Origin of the sequence: Corallococcus sp. AB038B (assembly GCF_003668955.1) — a bacterium.
GTDB lineage: Bacteria > Myxococcota > Myxococcia > Myxococcales > Myxococcaceae > Corallococcus > Corallococcus exiguus.
This window is the reverse complement of record NZ_RAWO01000002.1, coordinates 440797-457353: the sequence shown is the minus strand read 5'-3', so window position 1 is coordinate 457353 and position 16557 is coordinate 440797. Positions and strand designations below refer to the sequence as shown.

Here is a 16557-nt window from a genome sequence, read left to right as displayed (position 1 = left end):
TCCTGCATCCCGTCGGTCCCCATTGCCGCACCCCGCCAAGGGGTGCGCCGCCGCGAACACCGGATCACAGACTCTGTTGGCGAGCTCCTGGCGGCCTACCTGAGGTTAGGCTTCAGTCATGGCGTCCCACTCCATTCCCGCCCCCGTCGTCCTATTGGGAGGCGGCAAGATCGCCGAAGCCCTCATCCTGGGACTGTTGCGGTCCGGCCATGTGCGTCCGTCGGACCTTCGCGTCACAGTGCGCCGTCCCGAGCGCGGAGAGGAATTGCGCTCCCGGCACGGTGTGCACGTCCTCATGGACAACGCGCAGGCGGTGCGGGGCGCGGCCGTAGTCGTGCTGGCGGTGCGACAGGCGCAGCTGCGGGACCTGATGGCGGTCATCTCGCCTGCCTTGGAACCTGGGCAGACCGTGGTGTCGCTCTCCGCAGACGTGCGACTCGCGCAGTTGGAAGCGGCGTTGCCATCCAGCGTCTCTGTCATCCGCGCCCTGCCCCATACGCCCGTGCGAGTGGGGGCGGGCGTAACACCCCTATCGGCCGGGACTCGGGCGACGGAAGCCGCGAGGCAGTCCACCGAGTCCGTCTTCGCGGCGACGGGCCGGCCCATGTGGATGACCGAGGAAGCGCTCACGGTCTGCACGGGCGTGTGCGGCACGGGCCCCGCGTATGTCTTCCGCTTCGTGGAGACCCTGGCCCAGGCCGCGATGGCGCACGGAATGGACGCGGAGGAGGCGGCGGCGCTCGCGAAGGAAACGCTCATTGGCGCGGCGAAGCTGCTGGCCGAACCCGGCGCCACCACCCCTCGCCTCATCACGGAGATAGCGACCCCGGGAGGCATCACCGAGGCAGGGCTGATGGCGATGGATTCCCACGGTCTGCCTCGCATCGTGGGCGAAGCGGTATCCGTCGCCATCCAGCGCACCCGGGAGCGCGCGGACGCGAACGCCGCGGCCTACAGCGCGCCGAAGTGACGCTTGAGCCCCCGCTGGCCTCCTGGCGTGACGATGAGGCCGCGAGAGTCGGGCTGACGCTCCACCCATCCCAATGAGAACACCCGGGCGGCGAGCGCCGCGCCCAGCGCCCCCGCGAGGTGGTCGCGCCGCTCGCTCCAGTCCAGGCAGCGGTGGGCGAAGTGGCGCCGCTGCTCGCGCACGGGCTCCAGGTCGATGCCGAAGTCCTGGAACCACGCCTCGCCGCTCGGGGTGAGCGCGAACGCGCGTTTACGCAGGGAGAGGTGCCCGGCCCGCAGGAGCGCGTCGGTGATGCCCATGCCCAATCTGCCCGCAAGATGGTCGTAGCAATAGCGCGCGGCACGCAGGGGTTCCGGAGTCACTGACGCACGGGGTCCCCAGACCGCCACGGTCATCAGCGCTTCCACCATCCGAGCCACGGTGGGCGTGGCGATCCGGAACACCTTGTTGCGTCCCTGCCGGGTGGCGCGCACCAGTCGGGCCTGCTCCAGCCGCTGAAGGTGCGCGGTCGCCGTCGCGGGGCTGACGCCCGTGCCGAACGCGAGCTCCTTCGCGACAAGCGCCCGTCCCTCCATGAGCAGCTCCAGCATCCGGATCCGCGTGGCGTCACCCACGGCCGTGGCCAGCGTCGTGAGGTCCGGCCCTGCATTCATCGTTCGGTCCATGACGAACCATTTCCTAGCACACGGACACGGCAACGGCAGCAGAGTGCCCCGCAACGAGGACCGATGACACCGCCCACCGACCCGTATCAGGCCGTCCCCCACCCCGACCCATACCCCTACTACGCGGAGCTTCGAGCCCAGGGCGGATTGCACCGCGTCCCCGGCTTCGGGCCATGGATCGCGGCGGATGCAGCCACCGTCCGCGCGGTGCTCACGAGCGAGCACTGCCGGGTCCGGCCACTGTCGGAGCCGGTGCCTCCGCATCTGGTGGGCACCGCGGCCGGGGCCCTCTTTGGACGGCTGGTGAGGATGAACGACGGAGGCCCCTACCCCGCCGTGAAGCAGACGCTTGCACGCGCGTTGCCGGAGGCGCTGGGTGAGGTCAAAGCGGAGAGCCGCCGCTGGGCGGCACAGCTGTTCGCAACGCCCTCACTGTCTCGACTGCCAGACGCCGCACTCCAGCTTCCCGTGTTCGTGCTGGGGTCGCTGCTGGGCTTCCCAGAAGACACGCTGGAGGCGAGCGTGCAGGACGTGGATGCCTATGTCCGCTCGGTCGCAGGTCCTCCTGTGGGCAGTGAGGGTGCGGCGAGGCTGAACGAACGAATGGCGGCCTGCTTCCAGTCCCCGGCGAGGACCGCGTTCACGACGCGGCTTCTTGAAAGCCATGGCTCGGAGGACCTGCGCATCCCGAACGCCGTGGGTCTGCTCACCCAGGCGTATGAAGCAACGGCCGGACTCCTGGGCGCGACGCTGCTTGCCTTCGCTCGCGTGCCCGGGCTGCGCGAACAACTCTCACGGGGTGCGTGCACGCTGGACGACGTGGTCCAGGAAGCGGCTCGATACGATTCGCCGGTCCAGAACACGCGACGCTTCATCCATGCCGCAGCGACCGTCGCGGGTCAGGCGCTGGAGGCCGGTGAGACCGTGGTCGTCGTGCTCGCCGCCGCGAATCGCGATCCGCTGGAGAATCCCCAACCCGACGCCTTCCTGCCAAGGCGCGCACGGCGCCAGACCTTCACCTTCGGCCTGGGCTCGCATGCCTGCCCTGGGCCCCTGCTCGCAACGACGATGGCCACGGCAGCGGCGGAGAGCGTGCTCGCGAGCGGCCTGGACCTGTCACCGTTGTCGGGCCCCGTCACCTGGCGTGCTTCCACCAATGCTCGCGTACTGGGAGGACTGGAATGATTGCTGTCATCTTCGAGGTCTGGACACACGAAGCACATCGGCAGCGATACCTGGACCTCGCGGCGGAGCTGCGGCCCCTGCTGGCGGACATTGATGGCTTCATCTCCATCGAGCGGTTCCAGAGTCTCAGCACACCGGGGAAGCTGCTGTCCCTGTCCTACTGGCGCGATGAGGCGGCGGTCGCGGAGTGGCGGAGGCAGGAGGCCCACCGTGAAGCCCAGCGCGAAGGCCGAGAAGGCGTGTTCAGCGACTACCGCCTGCGGGTGGCGCACGTCGTGAGGGATTACGGATTGAAGGACCGGGCGGCCGTGCCCGCCGACAGTCGCACCGTGCACGACTGACGCGGCCGGCGCACGGCGGCTGTCTTCCCGCCCGTCCCTCCCATGCGGGCCATGACTCCCCCACCTTCTTTGGGGGGTGAACGATGAAGCGAGGCCATTGGAGAGGTGCCTGGGGACTGGCTGCCGCGCTGCTCGGGCTTCCGGCGGTGGGGCAGATGGAAGGCCCACCCGAGGGTGCGTCGCAATACTCCTGCTTCGAAGCGGCACGCCAGGGCAGCTCGGTGAGTGAGAGCATCGCGGCGCAGCTCTGCCAGGGTGCCCGTTCAGACACCCCGGCACAGTGCTTCCTCCGGGTGCAGGAGAAAGGCTTCCTCGCCGACCCGCAGGCGCTCCAGCTCTGCCAGTACGCCCAGCCCTCGGATGATCCCGCGGCCTGCTTCTTCAAGGCACGGACGTCCTCGTTCCTCGACGAGACACAGCTCCTGGAACTCTGCCGCCCGCCCATCGCGCAGATGCTGAAGATGTGTCCCTACGGTCCGTGAGGCTTCAGGCCCAGGGGCTCACCGGGCGCGGAGGAACGCCTTGACGCTCGGGGCCTGGAGCTTCTGGGACTCGATGCACAGCCGGATGGACTCCAGGGCCCGGGTGAGCGCGCGCGGACCGCCTTCAATCTTGTCCACGCGAGGCGTGAGGAACGTTTCCACCTGCGCCAGGTGGATGTCATCGCAGAGGCTCCCCGTCTGGCCAATCAGCCGGCCCAGCTCATCCGAACGCAGCCGCTGGGTCAGCGCATCGAAGTGCGTCTGGTAGAAGTTCCACGCCAGCGACTGCGACTCCGCCGACATCAACGCCATCCGGAGGATGATCTGCGAGTCGCGCACGTCGAAGCCCGGCGACACCACGAGCCCCAGCGCCCGCCACAGCAGGTCCGGGTTCCGGAAGTAGCCCAGCGACATCAGCAGCCGGGAACGCTCGGTGCGGTCCTGTTCCCTCTTCGCCGCGTCCAGCAGCGCGTCGAACAGCGCCGCATCACCGTGCGTCGCCGCTCGGGGCAGCGCGGCACTGAACGCCTCCGGGTCCACCGACTTCCGGTCCGCCAGCCATGCGCGCACCAGGGGCAGCGCCTCCTTCACCAGCCGAGGGTCATCGCCCAGACCACCGGCCAGCCGGAGGAACAGGGAGCGTGAATCCTTCACGGAGTCGTCCTCGCCCGGCTTCGGCACCCAGCCCATGGCCCGCGCGCGCGCCGAGTAGAGCGAGGCCACCCACGCGCGGAAGCGCTGGCGCTCCTCGGGCGTGAGCTGATCCAGGCGCACGAGCTCCAGCAGCGAGGCGCCGCTCTGCACCACGAGCCGGTTCGTCGACTTCGCGGAGGCAGGCACCGCCTTCAGCGCCTCCCCCAGCGGCAGGTCGCCCCGGCTCACCGCCGCATCCACATCCGCCCAGAGCGCCATCTGCTCCGCGGGAGTGAAGGCCGCGACCGGAGTCGCGAGCAGCTTCGTCAACTGCTCGCGGGTGTAACCGCCGCGGTAGTAACCCGTGCCGCCCGCGTTGAGCAGCACCCACGCCGGGCACTGCTTCGAGGGCAGCGCGACCTCCGTCGAGGGCCCCTGCACCATCGAGCACACCCGCGACGACTGCGTGCCCGTGCCCACGCGAAGACACACGGGCACCTGCCACTCCTGCCGCGAGTCCGCCTTGGAGCCCACGGGCAGGTAGCGCTCCTGCGACAGCTTCACGGACGGAGCGCCGCCCGCCGGGCACGACAGCTGCGCGGTGATCCGAGGCGCCCCGCTCCGCTCGATGAACCCGCCGAAGGATTGCGCCACTTCCGGCCCCGCCGCCTGGGACAGGTCCGCGAGGAAGTCCTCCATCGTCGCGACCTTCCACTCGTGCTTGCGGACATAGCCCCGGAGGAAGTCGCGGAAGCGCTCGGGGCCCATCCAGGCCTCGTACATGGCGATGACGGACGAGCCCTTGTCATACGTCGTCCCGTTGTCGAACGAGCCCACGATGTCGTCATTGCTCTCCACCGGCTTGCGAACGGGCAGCGCCGACGCCAGCTCATCCGAAGCCAGGGCTGAGCGGGTCGCGGACATGGCGCGCTCCTGCTGGTAGTCCCAGGACGGCTCCAGCCGGTCCACGGTCTGCCGGTCCAACCACGCGGTGAAGGACTCGTTCAGCCAGATGTCGTTCCACCAGGAGCAGGTGACGACGTCCCCGAACCAGTAGTGGCCCAGCTCATGGTTGGCGATGACCGCGTACGACTTGCGGCGGGCCAGCGTCTCCTCGCCGGGCGGAATGAGCGTGAGCGGTTGCCCGAGTGCGACGATGCCCGGGTGCTCCATCGTGCCCCAGTACCGGGGCACGACCGCCACATCGAGCTTCTCGTACGGGTACGGCTGGTCGAAGAAGTCCTCCAGCCCCTTCACGATGCGAGGCGTGATGCTCGCGGCGTAGCGCGTCTCCGCGCCCCGGCCCTTGGGGACGATGAAGCGCAGAGGCACGTTCGTGCGTCCCACGGTGCCGGCCTCGACGATGTCGAACGGCCCCACCATGAAGGCCACGAGGTAGCTGGGCATCGGCTTGCTTTCCGCGAAGGTGACGCGCTCCAGGCCGTCCGCCAGCGGCTCGCGCGACACGACGGGGTGGTTGGCCAGCGCCACGTGTCCGGCCTTCACGGTGAAGCGCAGGCGCCATGGCACCTTGAAGGTCGGCTCGTCGAAGCACGGGAAGGCGCGGCGCGCGTCGATGGGCTCGAAGAACGTGTAGAGATAGGGCTCACCGCCCTCCTCCACTCCGTAGATGCCCTGGCTGCGCTCGCGGTCCACCTTGCCGGTGAAGTCGAGCAGGAGCTGGGCCTTGCCCACCGGCAGTTCCTCCGGCAGCAGCAATCCCAGACGTCCTTCGGGCGCGGTGACAGGCTTCGCGTCGAACGTGCGGCCCGCCACGGTGACACGAGCCCGCGTCACGTCCACGTCCTGCGCATGCAGCCACACCTGGCGCACGGGCTCGCGGACCTCCACGTCGATGGTGACGCTGCCCGGGTACGTGTCCTCCGAGGGCACGAGCTTCAGGTCCAGCGCGTAGTGCATGGGCCGCACGGTGTCCGGCAACCGCAGCGCGGGGGGCAATGCCTCCGGCCACGAGACGGCGGGCAGCGCGGAAGCAGTCGGCGCGGCCTCCGGCGCGTGGGCACAGCGGACGGTCAACACCACCAGGGCGAGGAGTGGGAGCAGTCGCATGGGCGCGCAGCGTAGACCATGCGCGGGTCGTGCATCGTGCCAACGTCTCGACTCGCACCCACCGCATTCTCGAGATGTCTCCTACCCGTGAATCGGTGCTTTCAACCCCGCGAGCCGGTACGGTCCTGCTCCCCCCGCTTCAGCCCAAAGCCGAGGAAAAACATGTTTCGTCGCAGCAGCGGTCTTCCCTCCTTCTTCGTGTCCCTGCTTTTCGTCGTGGGCTTCGCGTCGTCGGCAAGCGCTGACACCTACCAGACCTATGTGACACCCACGGTCAATGGCTATCAGATTGGTACGTACCTCCCCAACCAGCCCACCGGGAACTTCAGTAGCGCCGCCGACACCGCCCGCCGCTTCTGTCAGGACCAGGGCCACAGCGGCGCGCAAAGCTTCACCACCGCCATCCGTGGTTCCGCCTTCTCGTTCATCGTGGGTACGAATGGCGTGGGCAACTGGGGCACCACCGGCAATTCCAACGTGACCATGCTGGAGACCGTCACCTGCTTCACCTCCAACTCGGGCGTCACCTACACGACTCCCGCGGTCAATGGCTATCAGATTGGCACGTACCTCCCCAACCAGCCCACCGGGAACTTCAGTAGCGCCGCCGACACCGCCCGCCGCTTCTGTCAGGACCAGGGCCACAGCGGCGCGCAAAGCTTCACCACCGCCATCCGTGGTTCCGCCTTCTCGTTCATCGTGGGTACGAATGGCGTGGGCAACTGGGGCACCACCGGCAATTCCAACGTGACCATGCTGGAGACCATCACCTGCTTCGACGCGACGGTGCTCACGTACACGACGCCGACGGTCAACGGCTACCAGGTGGGCACCGTCCAGCCCAACTTCCCGTCCGGCAACTACAGCACCCCGGCGGCTACCGCCCGCCGCTTCTGCCAGGACCAGGGCCATATCAACGTGAGCAGCTTCACCACCGCCATCCGCGGCTCCGCCTACTCGTTCATCGTGGGCACGAACGGCGTGGGCAACTGGGGCACCACCGGCAACTCCAATGTGACCATGCTCGAAACGGTCACCTGCATCACGCAGTAACCGACAGTCCGGGGACCGGGGCTCCTCGCCGCCCCGGTCCACCGGGTGTCTTCCAGATGCACGCGGCGGTGGAGTGGGTCAGGATGCGGCCCATGTCCAACCTCCAAGGCAAGACCCTCTTCATCACCGGCGCCAGCCGCGGCATCGGCAAGGCCATCGCGCTGCGCGCGGCCCGCGACGGCGCCAACATCGTCATCGCCGCGAAAACCACGGACCCGCACCCCAAGCTGCCCGGCACCATCTACACGGCGGCGAAGGAGATTGAAGAGGCCGGCGGCAAGGCCCTCCCCTGCGTGGTGGACATCCGCGACGAGGCGCAGATCCACGCCGCCGTCGCCAAGGCCGTGGAGACCTTCGGCGGCATCGACATCCTGGTGAACAACGCCAGCGCCATCAGCCTCACTGGCACGCTGGAGACGCCACTCAAGCGCTTCGACCTGATGCACGGCATCAACACGCGCGGCACCTTCGCGTGCTCGCAGGCGTGCATCCCGTACCTCAAGAAGTCCTCCAACCCGCACATCCTCAACAACTCGCCGCCGCTCAACATGGAGCCGCGCTGGTTCGGCCCCCACGTGGCCTACACCATCGCGAAGTACGGCATGAGCCTGTGCGCCCTGGGCATGGCGGAGGAGCTCAAGGACGACGGCATCGCCGTCAACACGCTGTGGCCCCGCACCGTCATCGCCACCGCCGCCGTGCAGAACCTGCTGGGCGGCGACGACACCATCAAGGGCAGCCGCACGCCGGAGATCATGGCCGACGCCGCCTACGCCATCCTCACCAAGCCCAGCCGCTCCTTCACCGGCAACTTCTGCATCGACGATGAAGTGCTGCGCGCCGCCGGCATCACCAACCTGGACAAGTACCAGTCCGTCCCCGGCGCGGAGCTGCTGCCCGACTTCTTCCTCTAGCGCGTCTCGGCCCATGCCCCCGCGCAAGCTCCAGCGACACCTGGTCTGGCTCGAGTCCTTCACCGCCGCCGTGGAGGCCGGCAGCATCGACGCCGCCGCGGAGCACCTGGGCGTCGCCCGCTCCGTCGTGAGCGAGCACATCCGCGCACTGGAGGAAGCGCTCGCGGATGGCGCCGCCCTGCTGGAGCGGGGGCCGGGCCGGCGCCTGCAACTGTCCGCGCGTGGAGAGCGCCTCTACGCGGGCACCCAGACGCCGCTGCACCAACTGGACGTGAAGCGGCTGATGGACCTGGCCCGCGTGGAGCCCACCCTGCGCCTGGGCCTCAACCCCACGCTGTCCATGTCGCTCCTGGGCGGCATCGCGCAGGATGCCGCCGCCGCCGACCTCAAGCTGGTGGTGGGCTTCGGCGGCTCGCACGAGCTCATGCGGCAGGTGCAGACGCGGCAGCAGGACCTGGCGCTCGACTTCACCCCCCTGCCCCCACACGAGGGCGTGGACACCGAGTCCCTACTGCGCATGTCCTTCGTCGTCATCGCGGGCCCGGACTCCGCGCTCGCCCGGACGCACCCCTCCCGCCGCTCCCTGGACGTGAAGGACCTCCAGGATCAGCGCTTCGTGGACTGGCTGCGGGACGACCCCTACGGCGGCGCCAACAGCGCGCGCTTCGCCGCGCACGGCGTCTCCGTCACCGAGGTCGGCCGGGTGGAGAGCTTCCTCCACCTCTACGAGCTGCTGCGCGCCTACAAGGCGTGCACCATCGCCCCGGACGTGCGCCCCACCCAGCCCTTCCCCTCGGACCTCCACGTCTGGCCCCTGCGCGAACAGGAGCCCCAGGTCGTGGAGGTGGTCGCCGTCTGGCCCTCCGGAGGCCTCAGCCCCGCCGTCCAATCCATCCTTGACGGGCTGCGTCGCCGCCTGAACAAACGACGATAATCCGACGAAGACGTCGAATTCTGCCGGATTTCCGTCTTGCAGTGGGGTGGGTATTCTTCAGGAGTCCTGCATCTCCTGAAGGAGCCGCTCGCGATGACGCCCACGGAACGGACCATTGCCCGCCTTCCCGCCCACCTGCGCCGCTACGTGGTGGGCCAGGACTACGCGGCGTACACGCCCCGGGATCAGGCGGTGTGGCGGCACATCCTGGGGCAGCTGCGCGAGCACCTGAGCGACAAGGCGCACCCCGTCTACCTGGAGGGCCTGGAGGCCACGGGCATTGGCGCGGAGGCCATCCCCAGCCTGGACGAGATGAACGAGAAGCTGTCCACGCTGGGCTGGTCCTGCGTGGCGGTGCGCGGCTTCATCCCGCCGGCCGTCTTCACGGAGCTGCAGGCGCTGGGCGTGCTGGCCATCGCGGCGGACATCCGCACGCACGAGCACATCCAGTACACGCCCGCGCCGGACATCGTCCATGAGAGCGCGGGCCACGCGCCCATCATCGCGAACGCGCGGTACGCCCAGTACCTCAAGGCCGTGGGGCTGGTGGGCTTCAAGGCCATCGCCAGCGTGGAGGACCAGGCCGTCTTCGAGGCCATCCGCAACCTCTCCGTGGTGAAGGAGGACCCCACCGCGACGGAAGAAGAAATCGCCCACGCCCAGGCCCGCCTGGAGGCCGCCAACGCCAGCCACCGCTACATCAGCGAGAGCACCCGCGCGAGCCGCCTGTACTGGTGGACCGCGGAGTTCGGGCTGATTGGTGACCTGAAGCACCCGCGCATCTACGGTGCGGGCCTGCTGTCCAGCATCGCCGAGGCCCGGCACTGCCTGACGTCCGCCGTGCACAAGCTGCCCCTGGGCGTGGCGTGCGCGGACACGGACTACGACATCACCCGCATGCAGCCGCAGCTCTTCGTGGCACGCGACTTCGAACACCTCTTCGAAGTCCTGACCGATTTCGAGTCCACGCTCGCGTGGAAGCGCGGCGGCGACCTGGGCCTCAACGAGGCGCTGCGCGCGCGCACGGTCAACCACCTGGTGCTCGCGGACGGCCGCGAGGTGACGGGCAAGGTGGTGGAGCTGCTGCCCGCCGCGAAGGATGTGGCCCCGGGCCTGTCCACCGCGCTGGCCCGGCTGGAGGGCCCCATCCTCACGTCCATGAACGGGCACGCCCTGGACAAGCCGTTCAGCGGCGCGGCGCTGGTCGCCTTTGGCCAGGGCACCCTGCCGGAGCGCGGGAGCTTCACGCTCACGCTCGACAGCGGGCTGGTGCTGGAGGGCTTCGCGGTGGGCGGCGGAGAAGTGATTGCCCTGCGCGGCACGCTGGCCGGCCAGGAGCTGACGCTGCCGTCCATGGCGCGCCTGTACCTGACGGAGCGGCTGCCGTCCGTGGCGGGCGGCCCCGCCGACCCGGGCACGTGGGACGAGTGGTTCGGGGAGATGGACGCCTTCTCCGCGGGCGACGGCGAGGCCCAGGCGCGCGAGCGCAAGGCGCAGGCCCTGCCCCCGTCGCTGGCCGCCCTCTACACGGAGGTGCGCCGCATCCGCGAGACGGGGCAGCTGGCCTCCGAGCGACTGGAGCAGATCGCCCGCGCGTCCACGGACTTCCCCACCGACTGGCTCCTGCGCGCCGAGGTCGCGGAGCTGCGCGGCGAGGTGCCCGCGAGGCGCGAGGCGGCGCAGGCGTAGGGCCGGCGCTTCGAATCCCAGACGGATGACGCGCAACGGCCCGGTCGACCTCTTCACGAGGTCGCCGGGCCGACTCACTTCCGGGGGGGACGGCTTTCCGCCGGGGCTACTTGTTGATGCGCACCATGGCCACGTCGTAGTGGCGCTCGGTCACGTAGCCGTTCGCGGCCTTGCCGGGGCGGTACATGTTCCCGGTCTTGTCATCCACGTAGAAGCGGTTGTTCGGGTTCGTGTCCTTGCCCGTGCTGGCGTTCTTCGTGCCCGGGTCGTGGAACGTGTAGTAGGTGCGGCCCTTGTCGTCGACGCCGCGGCCCGTGATGGTCACGAAGTGGTCCGTGAGGCCGTCCGCGTTGTAGCTCGCGTCCTTGTGGCTCACGCCCACGACCACCGGCTTGCCGGCCTCCAGCTGCTTGTCGATGTAGCTGCGGCCCTCGGCGGCCTTCTTCGAGTCCACGTTGAGCGCGCCGACGCCGTTCTCGCTCTTGCCCACCTGGATGCGGCGGTCCGGGCCCAGCACGGTCGCGCCGGAGTCACGCGCCATCGCCGTCGCGGCCTTGAAGCACGCCGTGTCGCTCGCGGTGTAGCCGTGGCCGTTCTCGAACTGGCTGTAGTACGGCACCTTCACGTGCACCGCAGGCTTGTCCTTGGACGGGGCCACCTGCTCCGTGTTCGCGGGGGCCGCCTCCGTGGTGGGCTTGGAGGTGTTCGTGCCCTGCGTCGTGGGCTTGCCTTCCGTGGTGCCCGGCTTCGAGCCGTTGTTCACGGACGGGGGAACCACGCCCGTGTTGGTGTTGGCCGGCTTCGTCGTGGTGCCCGACTTCTCCTGCTTCAGCATCGCGAGGGCGTCCTTCGCCTCCGACTTGAAGCGGTTGGCCACGCCCTTCTGCACGTCCTTGGAGCTGCCGGAGAAGTGCACCAGGGTGCCGCTGGCGTTGGTGCGGCCGCGCTCGGCGTAGATGTCCTTGATGAGCTGCTCGTCGCTCACCTTCGCGGGGTCGCGACCGTTGAGCGCCTTCTTGAAGATGTCGTCCGCCTTGCCCGGGCCGTGCTGCACGGAGGTGGACCAGGCCACGTCCCGCAGCGCCGCGGAGCGCTTGTCCAGGTCGATGCCCGTCGCCTTCTTGATGTTGGCGGCGCCCGCGTCGTAGTGCGTGGTCTTGATGTAGTCGTGCTGCGCCTTGTCGAAGCCCTTCGGGTCCTTCGCGGCCAGCTGCTTCCACGCGGCGGAGAACTCCGCGGTGCCCGGCTTGCTGCCCGACAGCGCCTTGTGGAAGTCCGGGTTCGTCTTCTTCAGCGAGTTGACGAACGACTGCGCGGACCCGTTCGCGGAGGCGAACTGGTAGGAGCCGTAGGACACGCCGCCCTTGTCACCCTTGCCCGTGGACACGGTGCCGGGGCCGCGCGCCTCGTACTTGCGGCTCAGCCCGCCCAGCTCCCCGTTGGTCGCGCTGCTGGAGTTCGTGTTCGCGGCGGGCGTGGTCGCCTTCGCGCCGTCCGTGGACTGCGTGAAGCTGTCGCCCGACGTCTTCGTCCCCGCGCTCGACTTGTTGGTGCCCTTCGTGTCGAAACCGTCCTGCACCTTCAGCGTCTGGCCGGCCAGGATCTTGTTCGGATCCTTGATGTTGTTCGCCTTGGCCAGCGCGTCAACAGTCGTGTTGTAGCGCTTCGCGAGGCCGGAAAGCGTATCGCCGGAATTGACGCGGATGTTGGAGACGGTCACGGAGAAGACCCCTCTATGTCTGGCCGCGACCAAAGGCGCCGCGGACGTGCTTGGATTGATCGGATTATCGAAAGGCAATGCGATCAGTTTCGCATTCCCAGTCACAATCGTGTGAAACCAGTGATTCCAGCAACTTCAGTTTCAGCGGATCGATCCGCTGAGACTGAAGAACCTGCCCAGGAGGACCAGTCGGATGTCCAGGATCCAACCGGAATTCAAAAGTTTGGCATTACTGTTTGCCATTTGCGTCACGGGCGCGGTCCCGGACGCCTCGGCTCAGGGGTCCGAGGGACTCACGGGGGTCTATTCAAACAAGGGCGGGACGCTCGCCATCGTCGAGGGCAGCAACGAGACGCTCGTGCACTTCTCGGGCTCGTTCCCGCAGGGCAGCAGCGCGGGCACCTGCGATTGCGCCCTGGTCGTCCAGAAGAAGACAGTCACGAATTGGTCACTTCATCAGGCGGGTGAGGAAGACGCCTGGACGCTGCGCGTCAATCCCAAGCAATTCGTCCTGGAGTCGGGTCCGTCACCGTCCTGTTGCGGCGCCGGCTACCCAGGCAAGGACTCGTTCGCCCGGAGCACCGCCAAGCCGCTGAGCATCTGCAAGGTGAAGGTGTCCAAGGCGGGCTTCCACGCGTCGGACGCGGCCAACACGCCGCGCAAGGCGTTCGTGGTGTCCGGCGACGCGGTGGAGGCCTACGTCGACCCGGTGGAGCCGGACTTCCTCGCCGCGCGCTTCCAGGGGCCCCAGAAGGCCACGGCGGGGCTGCTCAAGCGCGAGGACCTGGACTGCGCGGCGGAAGGCGCGCCCACAGCCGCGAAGGCTCCCGTGGCCGCGGACAAGCTCCAGCCCTTCGCGGGGACGTGGGTGGAGTTGACGCGGCAGGGCAAAGGCTTCGTGGTGCTCAAGCCCTGCTCGGCCGCGACGCGCAGCTTCACCGTCAAGCCCGCGACGGGCGAGGTGGAGGTGCAGCTGGGCCAGGAGGCCACGACGATGAAGGTGACGTCCGTGGAGGCCGGCAAGGGCGCCGGGGCCTGGGTGTTGGGGCTCACGGCCGCGGACGGCAAGCCGGAGGCGCTCCAGTGGAAGACGGCCGACGCCGCGAAGGGCACCGTGACCGTGAACAGCCCGGACCTCTTCTCCCAGAGCCACGACTACGTGCGCCAGGAGAAGAAGTCCGCCTTCCCGTCCAAGCAGGAGACGGGGTGCGACGAGTTCGAGCGCTAACGCGCCCGTGAACGCCGCCGGGCCCGCAGGCCCCCGCCGAGCAACAGCGCGATGAGCGCACCGGACAGGGGGCCACCCGCGGCCTGGCAGCCACCGTCATCCGAGGGCGTGCGCGGATCATCGATGGGATCCACGGGCCTGCCCGCGTCCACGGTCCCCGCATCGGCGGTGCCTGCGTCCGCGCCGGCATCGGACGTCCCAGCGTCGGTTCCGGCGTCCGTTCCCGCATCCGTCGCATCGAGCGGCGCGCAGGACGCAGCCTGGCCGGTGGCCGCGATGCACAGCCGGCCATAGCGGCCCAGGCCTTCCATCCGGCCGTCCACGACCGCCACCATCACGCGCGTGGCGTCATCCGCGGCCACCTGGGTGCGCAGTGCGTTCGGCCCGTCCACGGTCGCCACCCGCAGCACGGCGTCATCCGTGACGGCCGCGACGACCAGGTGCACCGTGGCCGGGTCGATGCCCGGCTCGGGCTCGAAGGACGCGCCCACGAAGGACGCGCCGCCGGGGACCTCGAAGATCCGCGAGGCCGCCGCCGCGACGCGCACGCGATCGATCGTGGTGGGGAGCTCCGCCGCCGTCTTCGCCACCGGTGCATAGCCCTCCCCTCGCGCGTAGCCGAACCCCGGCGTCGCGCGCGGGCCGGTGCCCAGGTTCCAGGTGGCGAACAGGGCGAAGGCCGCGTCGAAGCTGGAGGCGAAGTCGCGGCGCAGACAGGTGTCCAGCAGCACCGGCCAGCGGGCCTCCGGCTGGCGCACGGACTCCTCCAGCAGCGCGACGAGCGCGCCGTCACCGTAGCGCTCGCCCACGAACTGGAAGAAGAGCCCCGCGCCGTAGATGAAGGTCACGCCGGGCCCCGCGGGGTCCAGCACCAGGGTGCTGTCCGGGGTCAGCATGTAGCCGCGGGTGAAGTGCTCCAGGTCGTCGAGCGCGGGCTCGAAGCGCTCGGTGGCCCAGACGGCGGTGCCCTCGGAGGCGACGCCGCCCAGGTCGGGCCGGTAGGCGGCCTGTACCGCGTGGAAGAACTCGTGGCTGGCCAGGATCTCCACGGCCTCGGCGTCGGACGGGTAGTTGTAGCCCGTGAAGTCGTTCTCCTGGAGCATGAAGCCCGTGCAGCGCGTGACGCCGTCCAGACAGGTCTCCTGCCGGAAGGCGCCGTCGCCAATGCCCGCGAAGTCCACCAGGTACACGTCGAAGCGGCCGTCGCCGCCGTCGTCCCCAGCGGGGTTCGTGTCATCGGGCGGCAGGCGGAAGCCCAGGTCCACGTAGAACGTCGCCACGCGTTCGTAGGTGCGCCCGACGAGTTCCACGAAGTCGGGCACGCCGCTGCCATCCGCGTCCGCGGGCGGCACGGCGTGGGTGCCCTGGCGGGTGAAGTGGATGCGGAAGCGCCCGCCCGGCGACACGACGGACTCCACCGTGTCCTCGGGCTCATAGCGCGGCGCCTGCGCGCCAGGCGAGGTGGGCCGCCCGGACTCGGCGACCAACCCCACCACGGCCTCCCGCTCGTGCGGGAGGCCGCGCGGGGTTCCCGCGCCAGCCAGCATCAGAAGCAGCGTGGGAACCCCGGGGAGCATCACGGCAGGTAGGCCCACCGCAGGCGGATCGACCCGGCGCTGGTAGAAGAGCTCACCGAGCCCGTCGTGTCGCACTGCGACTGCACGGTGGGCTCATAGTAGGCCTTGACCTGCAGCTTCGCGTGACGGCCGTCCGCCAACTGGATGAGGAACACCTTGTTCGTCATCTGCAGGCATTGGGCATAGTCCCAGAACGTCAGGGTCTGGGTCGCCGGGCTCTGGAGGCCGAACGGGTCCCCGCTGAACGTGCAGGTGTCGGGGGTGTAGTAGTTCTCCGCCTGGAACTGAGCATCGGTAGGCACGGACGTCACCGCTTCGAACGTCGTGCCCTCCGGCGTCTGTGCCACCGTCACGCACGACGGCCCGGACACGCCGCTGTTGAAGCGCACGACGTACCGGCGCACCGCGACGTCCCACGCCGTCGAGCTCAGCGCGGCCTGATCATCGATGTCGACCTTCTGGAGGCCCGTCGGCGTGAAGCGCGCGTAGGTGTACGAGTCCGGAACGCTGGTGCCACCCGCGCGGCCGTCCAGGAACGTGAGGTACTCGCCCTGGGTCGTGCCCTCCTCCGTCACGCCGCCGGTGGCGATGGTGGTCCGGAGCCGAAGCTTGTCGATGCTCTGCTCCGTGCAGGCCACGGCGTTGCGGCACAGCTCCGCGCCACCGTCCGTGGGCGTGCCGGCGTCGGTCTCCGTGCCCGCGTCGGTCTCCGTGCCCGCGTCCGTGGTCGTACCTGCGTCCGTCGTCGTGCCCGCGTCGGTGGTGGTCCCAGCGTCGGTGGTGGTGCCCGCGTCCGTCTCCGGCTCGTCGTCCGGCGTCAAGGTGCGCTGCTCGCACTTCTTGTCCGCGTTGCAGGTCCAGGCCTTGCCCGCGGGGGCCGCGCCCTCATCGCGGCAGTCGAACGCATCCACGCACTCGTCGCTGCTGCATCCCGGCGCCACCACGGCCAGCGTGAGGGCCGCCAGGGCCCCCATGCCGAACCACCGTGCACTGCTCTTCCGGACCGCCCCTTCGGGGTTGCTCATCGTCGTCACCTTTCGCCGCGGAGACCCGCCGCCGTTCGATGGGGACGATCTCTATTCGATAACGATTCTCA

General features: G+C 69.3%; 14 protein-coding genes. 9 read left to right on the top strand and 5 right to left on the bottom strand.

Going from position 1 to position 16557, the window contains the following annotated elements:
- Positions 1–118: 118 nt before the first annotated feature.
- On the top strand, positions 119–970 hold the full coding sequence (proC, locus tag D7Y04_RS12995) for a pyrroline-5-carboxylate reductase (protein WP_121759535.1): 852 nt from the start codon (positions 119–121) through the stop codon (positions 968–970).
- On the opposite strand, the gene D7Y04_RS12990 is transcribed toward proC, so the two are convergent.
- Entirely contained in the window at positions 952–1635 is a 684-nt protein-coding gene (locus D7Y04_RS12990) for a helix-turn-helix transcriptional regulator (RefSeq protein WP_121759534.1), read from the bottom strand. The genes proC and D7Y04_RS12990 overlap by 19 nt on opposite strands.
- 63 nt (positions 1636–1698) lie before the next feature.
- Between D7Y04_RS12990 and D7Y04_RS12985 the strand changes: the two genes are divergently transcribed.
- The 3 genes from D7Y04_RS12985 (at position 1699) to D7Y04_RS12975 (ending at position 3643) form a co-directional block, all read left to right on the top strand.
- A complete protein-coding gene (locus D7Y04_RS12985) occupies positions 1699–2820 on the top strand; it encodes a cytochrome P450 (RefSeq protein ID WP_121759533.1) in 1122 nt (373 codons plus the stop codon).
- Positions 2817–3161 carry an antibiotic biosynthesis monooxygenase gene (locus D7Y04_RS12980; RefSeq protein WP_120597183.1) on the top strand — a complete coding sequence of 115 codons (345 nt, stop codon included), beginning with the start codon at positions 2817–2819 and terminating at the stop codon, positions 3159–3161. Before D7Y04_RS12985 ends, D7Y04_RS12980 begins: the two co-directional genes overlap by 4 nt.
- 83 nt (positions 3162–3244) lie before the next feature.
- On the top strand, positions 3245–3643 hold the full coding sequence (locus D7Y04_RS12975) for a hypothetical protein (protein WP_120576622.1): 399 nt from the start codon (positions 3245–3247) through the stop codon (positions 3641–3643).
- Positions 3644–3661: 18 nt separating this feature from the next.
- Here D7Y04_RS12975 and D7Y04_RS12970 read toward each other — a convergent pair whose 3' ends face one another.
- Positions 3662–6346, bottom strand: coding sequence for a M1 family metallopeptidase (locus tag D7Y04_RS12970; protein WP_121759532.1), 2685 nt, complete (start codon positions 6344–6346; stop codon positions 3662–3664).
- 162 nt (positions 6347–6508) lie between these two features.
- Here D7Y04_RS12970 and D7Y04_RS12965 point away from each other — a divergent pair, with 162 nt between their 5' ends.
- The 4 genes from D7Y04_RS12965 to D7Y04_RS12950 all read left to right on the top strand — a co-directional run bounded on the left by D7Y04_RS12965 (position 6509) and on the right by D7Y04_RS12950 (position 10936).
- Entirely contained in the window at positions 6509–7399 is an 891-nt protein-coding gene (locus tag D7Y04_RS12965; RefSeq protein ID WP_121759531.1) for a hypothetical protein, read from the top strand.
- 92 nt (positions 7400–7491) lie between these two features.
- Positions 7492–8313, top strand: coding sequence for an NAD(P)-dependent oxidoreductase (locus tag D7Y04_RS12960; protein WP_120556336.1), 822 nt, complete (start codon positions 7492–7494; stop codon positions 8311–8313).
- A gap of 13 nt (positions 8314–8326) precedes the next feature.
- Complete coding sequence (locus D7Y04_RS12955; protein WP_121759530.1) at positions 8327–9247, top strand: LysR family transcriptional regulator; 921 nt, start codon at positions 8327–8329, stop codon at positions 9245–9247.
- Positions 9248–9340: 93 nt separating this feature from the next.
- Positions 9341–10936 (top strand): aromatic amino acid hydroxylase, encoded by a 1596-nt coding sequence (locus tag D7Y04_RS12950; RefSeq protein ID WP_121759529.1) that lies wholly within the window; start codon positions 9341–9343, stop codon positions 10934–10936.
- 106 nt (positions 10937–11042) lie between these two features.
- Here D7Y04_RS12950 and D7Y04_RS12945 read toward each other — a convergent pair whose 3' ends face one another.
- Positions 11043–12656, bottom strand: coding sequence for a LysM peptidoglycan-binding domain-containing protein (locus tag D7Y04_RS12945; protein ID WP_121759528.1), 1614 nt, complete (start codon positions 12654–12656; stop codon positions 11043–11045).
- Between the two features lie 223 nt (positions 12657–12879).
- Between D7Y04_RS12945 and D7Y04_RS12940 the strand changes: the two genes are divergently transcribed.
- Positions 12880–13884 (top strand): hypothetical protein, encoded by a 1005-nt coding sequence (locus D7Y04_RS12940; RefSeq protein WP_233601390.1) that lies wholly within the window; start codon positions 12880–12882, stop codon positions 13882–13884.
- Here the strand turns inward: D7Y04_RS12940 and D7Y04_RS12935 are convergent.
- Positions 13881–15536 (bottom strand): MXAN_6640 family putative metalloprotease, encoded by a 1656-nt coding sequence (locus tag D7Y04_RS12935; RefSeq protein WP_233601389.1) that lies wholly within the window; start codon positions 15534–15536, stop codon positions 13881–13883. The two genes, D7Y04_RS12940 and D7Y04_RS12935, sit on opposite strands and share 4 nt — an antisense overlap.
- Complete coding sequence (locus D7Y04_RS46750; protein WP_147477100.1) at positions 15461–16486, bottom strand: HmuY family protein; 1026 nt, start codon at positions 16484–16486, stop codon at positions 15461–15463. Before D7Y04_RS46750 ends, D7Y04_RS12935 begins: the two co-directional genes overlap by 76 nt.
- Positions 16487–16557 lie beyond the last annotated feature (71 nt).

Coding starts and splice junctions, on each gene's coding strand:
- D7Y04_RS12970 (WP_121759532.1), bottom strand. CDS start 6,346: ATGCGACTGCTCCCACTCCTCGCCCTGGTGGTGTTGACCGTCCGCTGT.
- D7Y04_RS12950 (WP_121759529.1), top strand. CDS start 9,341: ATGACGCCCACGGAACGGACCATTGCCCGCCTTCCCGCCCACCTGCGC.
- D7Y04_RS12990 (WP_121759534.1), bottom strand. CDS start 1,635: ATGGACCGAACGATGAATGCAGGGCCGGACCTCACGACGCTGGCCACG.
- D7Y04_RS12965 (WP_121759531.1), top strand. CDS start 6,509: ATGTTTCGTCGCAGCAGCGGTCTTCCCTCCTTCTTCGTGTCCCTGCTT.
- D7Y04_RS46750 (WP_147477100.1), bottom strand. CDS start 16,486: ATGAGCAACCCCGAAGGGGCGGTCCGGAAGAGCAGTGCACGGTGGTTC.
- D7Y04_RS12975 (WP_120576622.1), top strand. CDS start 3,245: ATGAAGCGAGGCCATTGGAGAGGTGCCTGGGGACTGGCTGCCGCGCTG.
- D7Y04_RS12985 (WP_121759533.1), top strand. CDS start 1,699: ATGACACCGCCCACCGACCCGTATCAGGCCGTCCCCCACCCCGACCCA.
- D7Y04_RS12955 (WP_121759530.1), top strand. CDS start 8,327: ATGCCCCCGCGCAAGCTCCAGCGACACCTGGTCTGGCTCGAGTCCTTC.
- D7Y04_RS12960 (WP_120556336.1), top strand. CDS start 7,492: ATGTCCAACCTCCAAGGCAAGACCCTCTTCATCACCGGCGCCAGCCGC.
- proC (WP_121759535.1), top strand. CDS start 119: ATGGCGTCCCACTCCATTCCCGCCCCCGTCGTCCTATTGGGAGGCGGC.
- D7Y04_RS12980 (WP_120597183.1), top strand. CDS start 2,817: ATGATTGCTGTCATCTTCGAGGTCTGGACACACGAAGCACATCGGCAG.